Genomic DNA, 15,904 nt, shown 5'->3' on the forward strand with positions numbered 1-15,904 from the left:
GACGGGCTTCCTTGGCAACCCTATAACGAAGAGACGCACGACCGGTGGTTCACCGCGTCGCGCCGTCGTCATTTGTCATTCGAGGAGCACGCCATGGGCCGCCGCTACATCGACTGCCGCGCCTTCCCCAGCGAGAACAACTGCTCGGTCGCCATCAGCGCCGACAGCGATGCCGAACTGCTGGAGGCTGCAGTGCAGCATGCCGTTTCCGTGCACAAGCACACCGATTCGCCCGAGTTGCGGGCGCAACTGCAAACCCTTTTCCAGGACGGCACCCCCGCCGTAGCGCCACCAAAGATGGCCGCTGCCTGATCAAAACGCGGCCGCCCCTACCGACGCGCCGACAGCGCCAGCATCAGCCGCACCACATCACACTGGCTGTGCGTGTTGGTCTTGCGATAGACGTGCTTGAGGTGCGTGCGCACCGTGTCGAGTGAAATGCCTAGCGTGCGGGCAATACAGGCTGGGTCGGAGCCGCTTGCGAGCAGATCGGCCACATCGGCTTCGCGGCGCGTCAGGTGGAATGCATCGGTCAGCCACAGGCTCGCCGGCTGCGCAGGCGAGAACCCTGTGCGTGCCGCAACGCGTTGCCAGCACAACGGCAGGGCTTGCGCAAAGTGCGGCAACAAGGCTTGTGGTGCCGCACCGTGCCGCATGGGTTGCGGCACGCCCGACTTGCAGTAATCGAGCCACACCGCGCCGCGCACTTCGGCATCGGCCACAGGCCACGAATCGACGCCATCACCGCGCACTGCATGCAGCAGCATGTCAGCCGCGCGCGCGCCACGCGATGCCACCCAGTGCCACCTTCTATCGACGCGCCACCGGATCATTGCCGCAGCATGGTCTGCGCCGCACGCGTCGCGCAGCACGTTCATCACGCCCACGGCATCGCCTGCGCAGGCCGCTACGTAGCAGTGGCGCAGCACGGTTGCCGAGGCATGAGGTGACGTGGTCAGAAGACGCGGCATAAGGCAATACGGGCGCAGCGGCTTGCGACCGCTGCGCCCGTCTGGAAAGGGACTTCATTATAGGAAGCGCGTCACCTCCTGCACTGCTCCTTTTGCCCTAGGCCAGCCTGCGCCTCAGGCCAGCGCGCGGCGCGACATCCAGCGTGCGCGCAGATGGTCGTACGCGAGGTTGAAACAGAACGTGTACGGCAGGAACAGCAGCATGATGCCGACGTCGAGCACAAAGGCTTCCCACAGGCCCACGTCCAGCCACCAGGCGGCCAGCGGCACCAGCATCAAGACCAGCCCGCCTTCGAACAAACAGGCATGCACCACCCGCAGGATCACGGTGCGCGAAAGCCGGTAGCGACGCTCCACGCGTTCGAAGATGGCGTTGAACACCATGTTCCATACCATTGCCACCGCGGCAAACATGAGGGTCATGACACCCATTTCAGCCAACGGCAAATCCATCAGCCAACTAAACAGGGGCGCGCAGATGAGCATGGCAATCAGCTCGAACGTCAGCGCATGTACGAGACGCTCGGCTGGCGTTTTGTATGAGACTTGCATTGCGATTACCTCCAAAAGCAGACGTCATTTTCATCGGTGTAAGCCGCTTTATCCAGTTTCGTATCATCGGTTTTTCCGATACATTGATAGGAAATCCCCCCTCTGAGGTTCCGATGCGCCACTCCCCGGAAGCCCTGCTCGCCTTTGCCGAAGCCGCCACGCTGGGTTCGTTCTCGGCGGCGGCCCGCAAACTGGGCAAGCGGCAATCCACCATCAGCGAGGCAATCGCCAATCTGGAGATCGATCTTGGCCTGACGCTATTCGACCGCAGCACGCGTCAGCCGACGCTGACCGAGGCGGGCCGTGCCATGTTCACGCAAGTGCGTCGCGTGCTTGAGGCCAGCGCGCAGATGGACCGCCTGGCCGCGCAGATGGCTGGCGGCCTGGAAGCGCGCCTGACGCTCGTGGTGTCAGACACTTACCAGTCCGACCGCTATGAACAAACGCTCGCCACGCTTGAGCAGCGCTACCCCGACCTCGAACTCGAATGCCTGATCGCCGAACACGAAGACGTGGTCGACATCATCCAGTTGGGCCGCGCCCAGATCGGCCTGGTGGCCGCGCAGGCGGCCTATCCGGCCGACGTTGGATGGGCAACCATTGCAGAGCAATCGGAGATCGGACTGTTCGTCGGGCTGCAGCACCCGCTCGCCCGATATGGCGACGAGGAAGTGCCACACGCAATCCTGCGCGAGGCACGCGAACTGCGGCTGAACACCTTCGTCGACAGGGCTGGGCCGCGTGCCGACGCAGTGCCCGTGCGCAGCGCTCGCCGATGGTCTGCGCCGAGCTATCTGATGCTGCTTGAAATGGCGGTGCTGGGCTTCGGCTGGACGGAGCTGCCGCGCTGGCTGGTGGATCACTTTGCGGCAGACCGGTTGCATGAAGTGCGTGCGCGCGGCTGGCCCCGCCTGGTGCCAGTCGACGCGGTATGGTCACGCAATCGCACGCTTGGGCAGGCAGGCGCGTGGCTGCTGGAGACGATGCTGGCGGGCTAGGGGCTCACGCGTTTTCGTCGAGCCGGTCGATGATCAGATGCGAAAGCTGCGCCGTCTGCTCTTTCGACAGCGAAAACTCCATGCCAAATGACGGAAACGCAGAGGCAGGCGCCCCCAGCGCGGGCGACCCGCTCGCCACGCGGCCCGTCAGCGAGAACGACTCCAACTGTCCATCGACGTAAGCACTGAAATCGAGAGCCAGCCGGTCGCCGGGCTGAAACGCCGCGCTGGCACTTTGCACAAGTGCACCATTCAGGCAGATGTCGCGGATCACCGCCACACGATCTGCCGCTGATGCCGCCTGCCCTTCGGGGCGCAAGCGGGCACCGATCCGTACTTGCACGCGCTTGGCACGGCGCAACGGCATCTTCTGCATCTTGATCGGCGCAGACAGCACCAGATACGGTGAGGGAAACTGCCCCACCGATACCACGCTGCACATCATGGTGACGACCGCGCGGCCCGAGAACCCGCGCAACAAGAGAATGTCCCGTACCTCCGGACGCAGCGTGCGCTTGCCGTCGGCCGGCTGCGTGACGAACACCGCTTCACCTTCGATATAGCCGATCAGTCGACACGGCAGCAGCCCCCGCAGCGGGGCAGATTTCTCCTGCACCTGCAGAACGGTGCCGACGCCCAGGCCCGTTGCCCCAAGGCGGGGCTTCGTCTCAGCCGGGGCGGCGGGCGCGGGGGGAGCAACGCCACTGCTTTCGTCCAACGCCAGCACGGGACCATGATGAAACAGCAGGCGCACGTCTTCGGCATCCGGCACCACGGCGCCGACGGGCAACAACAGGTGACCTGCGCTGTCGGCCAGCGGGAACGGCAGCGGCTGGCCGACCGGCACGTCTTCCTGGGTAAGCTGCCGCGTTTTTGGTTGGGTCATGAGGGGGCGATGGATCTGTGCGTCTGGGCCGGGCATATGCCCCGGCAGGCATACCGGCCATTTTGCAACAATGGCGGGCAAACGGCCGGAGATCAACTCGCGCGAACCCTGCCTGCCTGACGCACATCAACGAGAAGCGTTTGCATCACACCGCCAGTGCCGTCGCCTCGATTTCAACCGCCAGACCGTAATGCAGCGTGGGCACGGGCACCACGGCGCGTGCAGGCCGCAGTTCGCCGATCCACGCCCGATACAGCGCATCGAACGCCGGCCAGTGCGTTTCCATGTCGGTCACATACACGCGCACCTGCACGAGGCGCGAGCGGTGAGTGCCGGCCGCGGCAAGCACGGCGTCAAGATTGGACAGCACTTGGCGCACCTGCGTCTCGAATGGCGCATCAACGAGCTTTTCGCCTGCCGGCGTGACTGGAATCTGCCCTGCCACGAACACGAAACCATTGGCGCAGACTGCGTGCGAGTAGTGCCCCGCAGGCGGACGCAACGCCGGCGCGTTCAGGTAGCGCGCATTGCTCATTTGGCCACCTCCGCCCCCAGCACCAGCCTGGCGAAGTGCTGCAAGTCGACATTGCCGCCCGACAGAATCACGCCGACGCGCTTGCCATGCACGTCGACCTTGCCGGTGAGTGCGGCTGCGGCGGCCAGACAGCCGGTGGGCTCAACCACCGCCTTCATTCGGCTGGCGAAGAATTGCATGGCGCTCACCAGTTCCCCATCGCTCACGGTCACGATGTCGTCGACCAACTCGCGAATCACGGCAAACGTGTAGTTGCCCAGGTGCTGCGTCTGCGCGCCATCGGCCAGCGTCTTGGGCGTATCGATATGGACGATCTCGCCCTTGCGAAAGCTCTGCTGGCCGTCGTTGCCAGCCTCGGGCTCCACGCCAAAGATCTTGCACGCGGGGTTCAGCGCGCGCGCCGCCGTGGCGCAACCCGAGAGCAGGCCGCCGCCGCCCAGCGGGGCCAGCAGCACATCGAGCGGGCCGACCTCTTCGATCAGTTCCTTGGCCGCCGTGCCTTGCCCGGCCATCACGTGCGGGTGGTCATATGGCGGGATCAGCGTGAGGCCATGTTCTTCGGCCAGCCGGCGGCCGATGGCTTCGCGGTCTTCGGTGTAGCGGTCGAAGAACACCACCTCTCCGCCGTAGCCGCGCGTGGCTTCCACCTTCACGACGGGCGCGTCCTTGGGCATGACGATGACAGCACGCATGCCCAGCAGGCTGGCCGACAGTGCAATCGCCTGCGCGTGGTTGCCAGACGAAAACGTGATGACGCCCGCCTTGCGCTGCTCCGGCGTGAATTGCGACAGCGCGTTGTACGCGCCGCGAAACTTGAACGCACCCATGCGCTGGAAGCTCTCGGCCTTGAAGAACAGCTCGGCGCCAGTCATGGCATTGGCGGTTGCTGACGTCAACACGGGCGTCTTGTGGGCAACGCCTTGCAAACGCGCGTGGGCGGCAACAACGTCGTCGTAGGAAATGGGCAGGCTCATGCGAGGTTCTCGGGAAGGTAGGTGTAGACGGTTGAGCGCGCCACGCCGAGGGTCTGCGCGACTTCGGTCAGCGCACGGCGCAAGTTCAATAGGCCGCTGGCGGCCAGTTCTCGCATGGCTTCGCGGCGCTGGTCGAGCGTCATGGCCATGGGTGTGGTGTTGCGTGCGGCGGCAAACTGTTCCAGCGCGACGCGCACGTCTTCCACACGGCGTGGCGCCAACGATTCGGGCACCGGCGGCGCGGCCACATCAACGCGCATCAGTTGCGTAAGGCCGGTTGTCACGGCGTTCAACATGGAGACGTCCATGTTCAGGCAGATGGCCGCGACATATTGCCCACGGCTGTTCTTCAGGCCGATCGACGTGCTCTTGGCCGGGCGCCCGTCGGGAAACCGGTTGGCGTAGTTTTCAATGACTTCCGGGAAGTCCGGATCGGCAAGGCGTGCGAGTCCCAGCTCGGTCACGGCGTCGCCCACTTGGCGGCCGGACAGGTTATTGGCGATGGCGACGACGGAATGATCCGGATCGGTCAGGTCGTGCAGGACGACTTCCACCAGCGGCGCCAGCGTGTTGCCTAGCGCCTCGACGATCTTGCGGCCTTCGCGCAGCAGAAGGCGGTTTTCTTCGATGGACTTCATGGGCGTTGACGATACGTCAATTCCTGACATTTCGTCAACACCATGGGAGCCGCCATGACGGCGTGCGGCTCCCCGCGAGAAAAAAAACGCCTGCCCGAAGGTCGAGAGAGAACGGAGGTAACTGGGGCAGGCGAAGAAAGACTACTCAGGCACCAGTTGGCCCGGGGGCTGCGCCGTTTCGTGAGATGCGTGCTGCGCCTCGGCCGCGTTGCCAGGCCGGATCCTGAACCAGATCGAGTACATCGCCGGCAGGAACACCAGGGTCAGGATCGTGCCCGCGAACGTTCCGCCGATCAGCGTGTAAGCGAGCGCACCCCAGAACACCGAATGGGTTAGCGGGATGAAGGCCAGGATAGCGGCCAGCGCCGTGAGAATCACCGGGCGGGCACGTTGGACCGTCGCTTCCACCACGGCCCGGAACGGGTCCAGTCCTTCGCTCTTGTTGTGCTGAATCTGCCCGATCAGGATCAATGTGTTGCGCATCAAGATGCCCGACAACGCAATCAGGCCAACCAGCGCGTTGATGCCAAATGGCTGCCCAAACAGGATCAAGGTCGGGACCACGCCAATCAACCCCAGCGGACTGGTCAGGAACACCATGACCATCGCCGGAATCGATCGCACCTGGAAGATGAGAATCAGCAGGGTCACCGCCAGCATGATGGGGAACAGCGGCAGCATGGCCTTCGTTGCCTTGCCCGACTCTTCGATGGAGCCCGCTTGCTCAATGCGGTATCCGCTCGGCAGTTTCTCGATGATGGGCTGAAGCTGCTTGCTGATGGCGGTCGACACATCGGGCGGTTGCAGACCGTCTGCAATATCGCCGCGCACCGTGATGGTCGGCATGCGGTCGCGCCGGCGGATGATCGGCTCTTCCATGCGCACATCGATCTTGCCGATCTGCGAGAGCGGAATGCGCTGCCCGTTGGCACCAGCCAGTGTGAAGTCTGCGATCTTGGCCGGGTCGAGCCGCACGTTGCCAGCCGAGCGCGCGGTCACCTGCACGGTGCGGATGTCTTCGCGCACCGCCGTCACCGGAACGCCGTTGAGCAGGAATTGCAGTTGCTGCGCGACGGCACTGGAGGTCAGGCCCACGGCCTGGAGACGGTCTTGCTGCAAGGTGAAATGCAGCGTGGGCACACGCATGCCCCAGTCCGTATTGACCGTGCGCATCATCGGGCTGGCGTCCATGACCTGCCGCACATCGGCCGCGATGCGGCGCAACGTTTCCGCATCCGGACCGGTCACGCGGTAAGCCACGGGGAACGGCGAATACGGACCGAACACGAGCTGCGTAACACGCACGCGCGCCTCGGGAGCGAGGCCATCTGCAACGGCCTGGCGCAAGCGCAGCTTCAGCGCGTCACGCTCTTCCTGGCTGTCGGTGCGGATCACGATCTTGGCGAACGACGGATCCGGCAGCTCCGGCCCCATGGCAAGATAGAAACGCGGTGCACCCTGGCCGATGTAAGCCGTCACGATCTTGGCTTCCTGCTGTTTGGCGAGCCAGCCTTCAATTTTTGCAGTCGCTGCGTCGGTCTGGTTGATCGACGTGCCGTAGGGCATCTGCACCTCGACCAGCACTTCGGGCCGATCCGAAATCGGGAAGAACTGCTTCTTGACCACCGCCATGCCCACAATGGCCAGCACGAAGAGCCCGACCACCGCCCCCGCCACCAGCCATTTCCGCGCGATCACTCGCCCGAGCAACGCGCGGAAGCGGTTGTAGCGCGGCGTGTCGTAAATGGCAGCGTGACCACCTTCGACCTTCTTGAAGTCGGGCAGCATCTTCACACCCAGGTAAGGCGTGAACACGACCGCAACCACCCACGACGCAATCAGCGCAATGCCGACGATCCAGAACATGTTGCTGGTGTACTCACCCGCCGTGGAGCGTGCAAAGCCGTTGGGCATGAAGCCGACAGCCGTCACCAGCGTGCCCGAGAGCATGGGCGCGGCTGTGTGGCTCCACGCATAGGCCGAAGCGGCCACGCGGCTGTAACCCTCTTCCATCTTCACCACCATCATTTCGATGGCGATGATGGCGTCGTCCACCAACAAACCCAGTGCCAAAATCAAGGAGCCGAGGGTGATGCGATCGAAGTTCTTGCCTGTCGCGGCCATCACCACAAACACCACGGCGAGCGTCAGCGGCACGGCTGCGGCCACCACAAGGCCTGCACGCCAGCCCATGCTGACAAAGCTCACCACCATGACCACCAGCAGCGCGACAAAGAACTTGAGCATGAACTCATCAACGGACGCGGCGATGTTGACCGCCTGATCCGTCACCTTGGTCAGGCTCATGCCGAGCGGCATGTCCGCATTGATTGCGCCGATTTCCTTGTCGAGCGCCTTGCCCAAATCGAGCCCGTTCCATCCGTCGCGCATGACGATGCCCAGCAGCAGGGCGGGCTGCCCACCATTGCGCACCATGAACGTGGCGGGGTCTTCATAACCGCGCTTGACGGTGGCGATGTCCGAGAGCTTTAACGTACGGCCTTGCGAAACCACCGGCGTATCGCGAATCTTTTGCAGTTCATCGAACGCGCCATCCAGGCGGACGAACACCTGCGGCCCTTTGGTTTCCACCGAGCCGGCGGCCGTCAACGCATTCTGGCTGTTGAGCGCAGCAAACACATCTTGCGGGCTCACGCCCAGCGTTGCCAGCCGGTCATGCGAAAACTCAACGTAGATGCGCTCGGACTGCTCGCCGATGATGTTGACTTTCTTCACGCCGGGCACGTGCAGCAAGCGCTGCCGCTGCGTCTCTGCATCGCGCACGAGCGCACGTTGCGGCTCGCCCTGCGCCTTGAGCGCAAACAGGGCAAAGGTCACGTCCGAATATTCGTCATTGACGATCGGCCCGATCACGCCCGACGGCAGGTTGCCCACCTCGTCGCTAACCTTCTTGCGCGCTTGGTAAAACTCCTCCTGCACTTCCGACGGCGGCGTGGTGTCGAGCAAGGTCAACGTGGTGAACGCCAGGCCCGGGCGCGTGTACGTTTCTGTGCGGTCGTACCAGCGCAGCTCCTGCATGCGCTTTTCGATCTTCTCAGCCACCTGGTCCTGCATTTCCTGCGCGGTAGCACCCGGCCACACGGTCACGATGTTCATCACCTTGACCGTAAACGCCGGGTCTTCCGCACGGCCCAGTTTGAAGAAGGAAATGAGCCCCGCCAGCGAGATCAGGCAGATGAGAAACAGCGTGACGGCACGCTCGCGCACGGCAAGCGCCGATAGGTTGAAGCGGCCCGGGCTCACAGTCGCACTCCCGCGATGGCAGTGCCGGTGCCCTGCCCGGCCACGCGGACTTGCTGGCCCTCACGCAGCAGTTGTGCGCCTAACGCGACGATCCGCTCGCCTTGTTTGATCTGGCCGGCAACGCTTGCGCCTTCGTCCCCAAGGCGCACGATGGTGATGGAACGCCACGACACCTTGGCAGGGTCCCCCTGAATGACCCAAACACCGGGACCCTTGCCGGTATCAAACACCGCACCTAGCGGTACCTGTAGATCGCCTTGCGCTGTGGCCAGCCGCTCAGGAATCTGGATCGTGACGGTCGCACCAAGCGGCGCATTTGCCAGTTCGCCATCCAGCACATAACGCGCTTCGTACGTGCGGGTGAGCCGATCGGCTGCATCCGACAACTGTCGGAGCTTGGCGGGCGTGCCATCGCTTTCCTTGCCGAACAACGTGGCTTGTGCGACTGAGCCGATTGCCGGCCGCAACGTTTCCGGCAACTGAACCACCGCTTCACGGCGCCCGGCATGGGCCAAGCGCACCACCGCCTGTCCGGCATTCACCACTTGGCCCGGCTCGGCCAGCGTTTCCATGACCACGCCATCGCCATCGGCAACGAGTTCTGCATAGCGGCTGGCGTTGCGCGCTACGTCAGCCTGCGCTTCAGCGGCGCTCAGTTGCGCTTTTGCGGCATCCGCGGCGGCCTTGGCCTGGTCATAGGCGGAGGCGGAAATCGCGCCAGTGCCACGCAAGTCGCGGTAGCGCGCTTCGTCTTCCGCCGTCTGTTGCGCGCGTGCCCGGGCGGCGGCCACGGCTTCTTGCTGTGCGTGCGCGGCCAGCTTCAGATCCACAGGATCGATGCGCATGAGCGGCTGGCCGCGCTTGACGGGTTGCCCCGCGTCCACCAGCCGCTCCAGCACCTTGCCGGACACGCGGAACCCGAGGTCGCTCTGCACCCTCGCAGCCACCACGCCCGTGAACGAGCGCGATGCAGACGCCACAGGCCGAACAAACGCCGCGCGCACCAGAGGCGCCTGGGTGCGTGGGTCAGCGGGGGCTTTTTCGCCGCAAGCGCTCAGCGCGAGCGGCAAGGCAAGAACAACGGAAGAAGTAATAAGGCGACGCGAAAGCATGAAAGCCCCATCGACAGGATGAACTGGGCTTTCATTCTTGTTCTTGTGACCAATTTAGTCAATGGTCACAAAGAAAAAAAAACTGCATGTCAGGGGGAAAGACTCCGGAGCACGAGGCTCGAAAGCAGTCCGGGCGCCGTGTCCGTGTAGTCAAAGCTGTACTGCAGAAGCAACGGATTCATGTAGGGGCGCATGACCAGGGAGATGGCAGCTGTGGCTTCGTCCAGCGGCGTCTTGCGCTCGAAGTCTCCGGTCTCGCGGCCCTCCTGCAGCACATCGCGCAGCAACGTCTGGATACGGCCTTCGTAGGCAATCACAGACTGCCAGCGCTCAGTCGCTGCCGAGGCGGCAATTTCATACAGCTTGCGGTCATGGGAAAACAGCCGGAGGCTGGACTCCGTCAAGGCTTTGAACATGCGGCGCAGCTTCTCGGGCGGAGAGTCTGCCTCCGCCAGGGCTGCATTCACGTCGGCCTCGATCTCGCGCAGGCAGTTGGCGCAAATCATCTCGCCAATGGCCTGCTTGGACTCGAAGAACTTGTAAATGTAGGCCTTGGAAAAACCGATGGCCTTGGCCAGATCGGACACAGCAGTCTTCTCGTAGCCGTAGCGGCTGAAGTGCTCGGTGGCGGCGGCGACGATCTGGTCTCGCACATCGTGATCCGCCGGGCCGCGGGCGGAGACGGGGTAGGGAGGGGTCTTCATGGGCTTCAGCTTACGCGAGTCGCGATAGTTGAACAACTTGTGACCAATTTGTACTATAGTCACTAAAAATTTCGATGGACCTCGTCATGCTGCCAAAACACGCCTCTGCGGCCCTCCTCCTTGCATGCTTGGCGGCCGGATGTGCGGTCGGCCCCGACTATGTGAAGCCCGACGCACCGATCCCGGACCGGTTCCGTGGCCAGACCGCAGTGGAGCAGCGCCCCGCCAACACGGCAGCTGACCTCTCCACGTGGTGGGCGGGCTTTGGCGATCCGCAACTCACCAGATTGGTGCAGCTTGCACTGGAACAGAACCTGGACCTTGTCCAGGCGTTCGCACGCGTCACGCAGGCCCGTGCCGGCTTAGGGGCCGCCAATGCTGCACTGCTGCCGTCCGGCAATGTCACAGGCCAGGCTGCGCGTGCATACCAGTCTGTCGAAACCCCATTGGGCCGCGTGCTGAACTCGAGGCCCGGCTTTGACCGCTACGGCAACGCGTTCGAGGCTGACGTGAACGCCAGTTGGGAGCTGGACGTATTTGGCGGCCTACGCCGTGGCCGCGAGGCTGCGCTGGCGGACTACCAAGCCTCCCAAGCAGGCGCCGTCGCCACACGGCTGGCCGTGGCAGCGCAGACTGCCGATATCTACATCACCATCCGCGGCTTGCAAACGCGCCTGAAGGTGGCGCGCCATCAGGTGAAGACGCAAGAGGAATTGCTCGCCACCATCAACCTGCTTTACGGCAAGGGGCTGGCGGCGGAGCTTCAAGTCAGGCAGGCGGAAGGTGCGCTGGCGCAGGTTCGCGCCTCCATTCCGCAGCTTGAAGCAGGTCTGGATGCAGCGATGAACGCGCTGGACGTGATGCTCGGCTCGTTACCGGGCACGCACCGGGACGAGCTTGCGCAAGACGGTGACATCCCCGCCGCACCGCAGATTGCCATCAGCGGATCGCCCGGCGATTTGCTGAGGCGCCGCCCCGACCTCATCGTCGCCGAGCGCCGCCTGGCGGCTTCCAACGCGCGCATCGGCGTCGCCATCGCGGAGTACTACCCGAAGTTCTCGCTTGGCGGCCTGTTGGGCAGTGCCACATCGGTGGGCGCCGGAAGCCTGTTCGGCAGCGGCGCCAGCCAATTTGCCGGCGTGCTGGGCCTGCGCTGGCGCCTGTTCGACTTCGGCCGCATCAACGCGCAGATCGATCAGGCCAAGGGGCAAGAGGCGGAGATGCTCGCTGCGTACCGGCTTGCCGTGCTGCGCGCCACGGAAGATGTGGAGGACGCCTTCTCTGCCCTCGTCAAGCGCGAGGAGCAGGCCACGGTGCTCACGCAAGGCGTGGATTCGCTGAGCCGCGCGCGAAATGCTTCATTTGCTGCGTATCAAAAAGGCGTCGTCAGCCTGATCGAAGTCCTGCAGGCAGACGAGAGCCTGTTGCGTGCATCGGACGCACGCGCCCAGGCCCAAACGGAATCCGCGCGTGCCGCTGTCGCGGCATTCAAGGCACTGGGCGGAGGCTGGCAGCCCGATATCCCGACCGCCGTCGCCAGCAAATAAACCGCTGACAAAAACCCGATTTACCGCAGATCCCATTCACCCATACAGAAAGAAGTTGCCATGTCGAATTCCAAAGTCGTTGTGATTACCGGCGTGTCCTCGGGCATCGGCCGTGCCACCGCCGCGAAGTTTGCTCTGCGCGGGTGCCGCGTATTCGGCACCGTGCGCAACATCGCTCGCACTCAACCGATCGCCGGCGTTGAACTGGTCCAGATGGATATCCGTGATGAAGCCTCTATCCAGCGCGGAATCGAGACGATCATCGCGCAGGCCAATCGTATTGATGTACTGGTCAACAGCGCCGGCGTGGCCCTGCTCGGCGCGACAGAAGAAACGTCGGTTGCCGAAGCCCAGACGCTGTTCGACACCAACGTGTTCGGCATCCTGCGCACCACGCAGGCCGTCTTGCCGCACATGCGTGCGCAACGCTCGGGGCGCATCGTCAACATCAGCTCGGTGCTCGGCTTCCTGCCAGCGCCTTACATGGGCCTGTATTCGGCATCCAAGCACGCGGTGGAGGGAATGTCCGAGACCTTGGATCACGAGGTGCGCAAGTTCGGAATCCGTGTGGTGCTTGTCGAGCCGTCATTCACCAGAACCAGCCTGGATGCCAACGCACCTCAAGCGGTTTCCAAGGTCTCCGCCTACGACGCGGAGCGCGGCATCGTTTCGCAGGCCATTCAAAAGAGTGTTCAGAAGGCGCCGGACCCTGATGGGGTCGCAAGCACCATCGTCGATGCCGCACTGGGAGCCTGGAAGATGCGCCGTACACCCAAAGGCGAGGCGTCCCTTCTCAGCAAGCTGCGCCGGTTCATGCCGGCAGGCCCTGTTGATGCGAGCCTGAGGAAGACATTCGGCCTCTCCTGAGCGCGCTGCGGCAAGCGCGCTCACTCCCCACCCGAAAGCTCAACAATGTTCACCGCAAGTCCAGAACCTCGGACGTGCCGCCAGAAAACATCTTGAAAAAAGCTCATCAAACCTGCCCCTTCATGGAAGCTTGACGACGCATCCTGTCAGGCGTGGCGGCAACGCGTGCGTCTGCCGCCAAAGCCCCGCATGGCATGGTTCCTGCACGCCGAAATGCGCCGTACCACCAAAAAAAGTCGGGGGACTTGCGTGATGAAGGGGCAGCACAAAAGGGGAATTCGCCTAACAAGAGAGATGTGCACAGGGGCTCACGCTACGCTGCACTGTAAGCGGCGGCGCTGTGTTTTCCGGACCCGCTATGGAGACGGAGCCCCGCACACCAGGGTGACCGCAGACCTCGCCGCCTGATCGCTCGTCAGGATGTGCTCGAAGTGCCGCTGCGCCGCGTGCATCATCACCATGCGGCCGTCTAAAGCCATCGCATGCGCAACGGCGCAGGCTCGCCTGCCGCGCACGGGCCGCACATTGCACGGCGTGCGACTGTTTGGTCTTGCAGCGCTGTTCGCTGCGCAGTACGCCCACGCTGCCCCGCTGGGCACGTGGGATTTTTCCATCGAGCGGGCGCCCTTGGAGCGCGTGTTGATGGAAATCGCCAACGTGAGCGGACAGCCCATGTCGTTCCCCTCCGGTCTTGCCAAAGACCTGTTGGCTGGTCCGGTTCGCGGTGCCATGTCGGCCCAGCAGGCTGCGGAACAGGCCCTCAAAGACAGCGGTCTGCAACTGACCACGCTGCCCGACAACACGTTGACCATCGTGCGGACCACAGAGCAGCCGCGCGACATCGGGACCCTGCCCCCAGCTGAAGTACGCGCAAAGACGGGCGGCGACTTTGCCGTCTTCACAACAGGCCCCATCACGCATATCGAGACGCCTATCACGAGCGTGCCCCACGCCGTCAGCACCCTCACAAGAGAGTTGCTCACCAGCCAGAATGCCCCGTCGATGGCGGATGCCCTGGCGCTTGCCGGTGTCTCATCAATGTCGCTCGACCCGACTGCCGCCCCACGGTACGCCACGCGGGGTTTCATGACAGGACAGATCTCGGTCGATGGTCAGCCCGACAAGATGGCTGCGCTGCGCCCCCTCGAGGCGGTAGAAGATGTTTCAGTGATCAAGGGAACGCATGCTGACATCGGGGGTGCCCCCACCGCCGTGGGCGGCATCAATGCCAATCTCAGGGCACCCACGGTAGCGCCGCAACGAACGGTGTCCGTAGAAATCGGCTCGCACGCCGAGCGCAAAGCCCTGGTGGATCTGGCCGGCCCAATCGGATCGACCGACCTGTCTTACCGGACGGTGGCGTTGCAGGACACAACAGCCAACAGCGATTCCGGATACGCCGGTCGCCGCAAGAGCTACGGGCTCGCGGCGCTCGGGTGGCACGATGCCGCTACGGAGGTCACGGTCGGACTCGAATCCGTCACCAGCCGCCAGCCCATGCCGCCCGCCACGTTCGCACTGAATGGCGCGCCTGTCCGATTGGCCATGCAAAGCCCGCTGGGCAATGCCGACGACAACGTGCAGTCCCGCGCGAGCCGCGCCTATTACAAGGTCTCGCGCAACCTGTCGGACGATTGGTCCTTGCACTCACTTGGCACGTACGAAGCGCTCACCGAACAATCTGCGCTCTGGCATACGGCGCTCGTGGTCAACAACACGGCACCTACGTCGACACTGAACCTTGGCGATCGCAGCAACGACACCTCATGGGCCATCTCGAACGAGCTTACGGGCAGGTTCGCACATGGGCCGTTCCAGCACGTGCTCACATTCGGCTGGGATGAGTTTCAGGAACGGCAGGACATGGTCTTTGCGGCGACGCCTTTGCTGATGCCGCAGAATCCGTTTGCCCCTGTTCAACTGCCGCCGGCCACGTTCGTGCCGGGCATTCAAGTTTCGCAATCGGTACGGCAGTCGGTGTTTCGCGTGCGCGACCAAGTCGCCATTGGCGAGCATTGGGAGCTATCCGGCGCCCTGTACGTGAACAACTACATCGCCAAACTGCCGCTCGCGCAGCTTCAGGGCTCCCCCTGGACGCCGTCGCTGGGCGTGCTCTACAAGCTGACGCCGCATACCGCATGGTTTGCCGATTACTCACGCGGTTTCCGCCTCAACACCAGCTACTTCGACCCGTGCCAAGCCTTGTTGCCTGAACGGAGTCGTCAGTTGGAAACCGGGCTGCGCTGGGCAGATGTCAACCGCGCGCTGACGATGCAGGCCGCGTTGTATCGCATTGACGCGCGCCACGTGAGGGTGGTGGATGTGGCGCCCGCCGGCTACGACACGCAAATCGCACAACAGAGCAGCGAAGGACTGGAAGTCTCGATGCAAGGTGCGGTAACGAAAGGCTTGGACACTTCGCTGTGGGTGGCACTGTCTCGCGTATCGGGCACGCTGACCACGGGGTTCCTGCCGCAGGCGCCATTCCTGAGCGGAGCGGTTTGGACGACGTACACCATGCAGGCGGGCCCATTGAAAGGCGCGGGCGCCGGGATTGGCGTCACCGGGCAACGCGGCGCCCCATGCTACGGTGACACCCCGTTTCGCATGCCCGGCTTCATGCGCGCCGACGCCAGTCTCTTCTGGCACCAGAAATCCTGGAGCGTCGATCTCTTCGCGCGCAATCTCTTCAATATCCGGGCTTACGGCAACGCACAGTCTGGAAACTTCATCCCCGTTCAGCCGGGCCGCACGCTGACACTGCGCGTGACCCACAACTTCTGACGTTGGCCGGCCAAGCCGGCAAGGCGAGCGCTTAAGAAAAGCCGCTTAGCGCTCGCCACCCAGTCGGGGCCA

14 protein-coding genes are annotated in these 15,904 nt (G+C 63.7%); 5 read left to right on the top strand and 9 right to left on the bottom strand.

Features of this window, described 5'->3' with window-relative positions:
* Positions 1 to 93 precede the first annotated feature (93 nt).
* Complete coding sequence (locus BM136_RS13160; protein ID WP_092972247.1) at positions 94 to 312, top strand: DUF1059 domain-containing protein; 219 nt, start codon at positions 94 to 96, stop codon at positions 310 to 312.
* 17 nt (positions 313 to 329) lie between these two features.
* On the opposite strand, the gene BM136_RS13165 is transcribed toward BM136_RS13160, so the two are convergent.
* Positions 330 to 971 (bottom strand): helix-turn-helix transcriptional regulator, encoded by a 642-nt coding sequence (locus tag BM136_RS13165; RefSeq protein WP_092972248.1) that lies wholly within the window; start codon positions 969 to 971, stop codon positions 330 to 332.
* A gap of 114 nt (positions 972 to 1,085) precedes the next feature.
* A complete protein-coding gene (locus BM136_RS13170; RefSeq protein WP_092972249.1) occupies positions 1,086 to 1,523 on the bottom strand; it encodes a multidrug/biocide efflux PACE transporter in 438 nt (145 codons plus the stop codon).
* A gap of 113 nt (positions 1,524 to 1,636) precedes the next feature.
* On the opposite strand from BM136_RS13170, the gene BM136_RS13175 reads away from it, so the two are divergent.
* Positions 1,637 to 2,521 carry a LysR family transcriptional regulator gene (locus BM136_RS13175; protein WP_092972250.1) on the top strand — a complete coding sequence of 295 codons (885 nt, stop codon included), beginning with the start codon at positions 1,637 to 1,639 and terminating at the stop codon, positions 2,519 to 2,521.
* A 4-nt stretch (positions 2,522 to 2,525) separates the two neighbouring features.
* On the opposite strand, the gene BM136_RS13180 is transcribed toward BM136_RS13175, so the two are convergent.
* The 7 genes from BM136_RS13180 to BM136_RS13210 all read right to left on the bottom strand — a co-directional run bounded on the left by BM136_RS13180 (position 2,526) and on the right by BM136_RS13210 (position 10,634).
* Entirely contained in the window at positions 2,526 to 3,407 is an 882-nt protein-coding gene (locus BM136_RS13180; protein WP_092972251.1) for a flagellar brake protein, read from the bottom strand.
* A 145-nt stretch (positions 3,408 to 3,552) separates the two neighbouring features.
* A complete protein-coding gene (locus tag BM136_RS13185) occupies positions 3,553 to 3,942 on the bottom strand; it encodes a RidA family protein (RefSeq protein WP_092972252.1) in 390 nt (129 codons plus the stop codon).
* Positions 3,939 to 4,916 carry a threo-3-hydroxy-L-aspartate ammonia-lyase gene (locus BM136_RS13190; RefSeq protein WP_092972253.1) on the bottom strand — a complete coding sequence of 326 codons (978 nt, stop codon included), beginning with the start codon at positions 4,914 to 4,916 and terminating at the stop codon, positions 3,939 to 3,941. Before BM136_RS13190 ends, BM136_RS13185 begins: the two co-directional genes overlap by 4 nt.
* Entirely contained in the window at positions 4,913 to 5,554 is a 642-nt protein-coding gene (locus BM136_RS13195) for a helix-turn-helix transcriptional regulator (RefSeq protein WP_092972254.1), read from the bottom strand. The genes BM136_RS13190 and BM136_RS13195 overlap by 4 nt, the downstream gene beginning before the upstream one ends.
* A gap of 141 nt (positions 5,555 to 5,695) precedes the next feature.
* Positions 5,696 to 8,818, bottom strand: coding sequence for an efflux RND transporter permease subunit (locus BM136_RS13200; protein WP_092972255.1), 3,123 nt, complete (start codon positions 8,816 to 8,818; stop codon positions 5,696 to 5,698).
* Positions 8,815 to 9,930: an efflux RND transporter periplasmic adaptor subunit gene (locus BM136_RS13205; protein ID WP_092972256.1), complete on the bottom strand. Its 1,116-nt coding sequence runs from the start codon at positions 9,928 to 9,930 to the stop codon at positions 8,815 to 8,817. Before BM136_RS13205 ends, BM136_RS13200 begins: the two co-directional genes overlap by 4 nt.
* A gap of 89 nt (positions 9,931 to 10,019) precedes the next feature.
* The gene (locus BM136_RS13210; protein ID WP_092972328.1) at positions 10,020 to 10,634 is read right to left on the bottom strand and encodes a TetR/AcrR family transcriptional regulator; all 615 of its coding nucleotides are present in this window, start codon (positions 10,632 to 10,634) and stop codon (positions 10,020 to 10,022) included.
* 86 nt (positions 10,635 to 10,720) lie between these two features.
* Between BM136_RS13210 and BM136_RS13215 the strand changes: the two genes are divergently transcribed.
* The 3 genes from BM136_RS13215 (at position 10,721) to BM136_RS13225 (ending at position 15,832) form a co-directional block, all read left to right on the top strand.
* Positions 10,721 to 12,181, top strand: coding sequence for an efflux transporter outer membrane subunit (locus tag BM136_RS13215; RefSeq protein ID WP_092972327.1), 1,461 nt, complete (start codon positions 10,721 to 10,723; stop codon positions 12,179 to 12,181).
* Positions 12,182 to 12,241: 60 nt separating this feature from the next.
* Positions 12,242 to 13,048, top strand: a complete 807-nt coding sequence (locus tag BM136_RS13220; protein WP_092972257.1) for an oxidoreductase — start codon at positions 12,242 to 12,244, stop codon at positions 13,046 to 13,048.
* 459 nt (positions 13,049 to 13,507) lie between these two features.
* Positions 13,508 to 15,832 (top strand): TonB-dependent siderophore receptor, encoded by a 2,325-nt coding sequence (locus tag BM136_RS13225; RefSeq protein WP_092972329.1) that lies wholly within the window; start codon positions 13,508 to 13,510, stop codon positions 15,830 to 15,832.
* The last annotated feature ends 72 nt before the right edge of the window (positions 15,833 to 15,904 follow it).

Origin of the sequence: Ralstonia sp. NFACC01 (assembly GCF_900115545.1) — a bacterium.
Lineage (GTDB): Bacteria > Pseudomonadota > Gammaproteobacteria > Burkholderiales > Burkholderiaceae > Ralstonia > Ralstonia mojiangensis.

Coding starts and splice junctions, on each gene's coding strand:
- BM136_RS13175 (WP_092972250.1), top strand. CDS start 1,637: ATGCGCCACTCCCCGGAAGCCCTGCTCGCCTTTGCCGAAGCCGCCACG.
- BM136_RS13195 (WP_092972254.1), bottom strand. CDS start 5,554: ATGAAGTCCATCGAAGAAAACCGCCTTCTGCTGCGCGAAGGCCGCAAG.
- BM136_RS13205 (WP_092972256.1), bottom strand. CDS start 9,930: ATGCTTTCGCGTCGCCTTATTACTTCTTCCGTTGTTCTTGCCTTGCCG.
- BM136_RS13180 (WP_092972251.1), bottom strand. CDS start 3,407: ATGACCCAACCAAAAACGCGGCAGCTTACCCAGGAAGACGTGCCGGTC.
- BM136_RS13185 (WP_092972252.1), bottom strand. CDS start 3,942: ATGAGCAATGCGCGCTACCTGAACGCGCCGGCGTTGCGTCCGCCTGCG.
- BM136_RS13215 (WP_092972327.1), top strand. CDS start 10,721: ATGCTGCCAAAACACGCCTCTGCGGCCCTCCTCCTTGCATGCTTGGCG.
- BM136_RS13220 (WP_092972257.1), top strand. CDS start 12,242: ATGTCGAATTCCAAAGTCGTTGTGATTACCGGCGTGTCCTCGGGCATC.
- BM136_RS13165 (WP_092972248.1), bottom strand. CDS start 971: ATGCCGCGTCTTCTGACCACGTCACCTCATGCCTCGGCAACCGTGCTG.
- BM136_RS13160 (WP_092972247.1), top strand. CDS start 94: ATGGGCCGCCGCTACATCGACTGCCGCGCCTTCCCCAGCGAGAACAAC.
- BM136_RS13210 (WP_092972328.1), bottom strand. CDS start 10,634: ATGAAGACCCCTCCCTACCCCGTCTCCGCCCGCGGCCCGGCGGATCAC.
- BM136_RS13225 (WP_092972329.1), top strand. CDS start 13,508: ATGCGGCCGTCTAAAGCCATCGCATGCGCAACGGCGCAGGCTCGCCTG.
- BM136_RS13170 (WP_092972249.1), bottom strand. CDS start 1,523: ATGCAAGTCTCATACAAAACGCCAGCCGAGCGTCTCGTACATGCGCTG.
- BM136_RS13190 (WP_092972253.1), bottom strand. CDS start 4,916: ATGAGCCTGCCCATTTCCTACGACGACGTTGTTGCCGCCCACGCGCGT.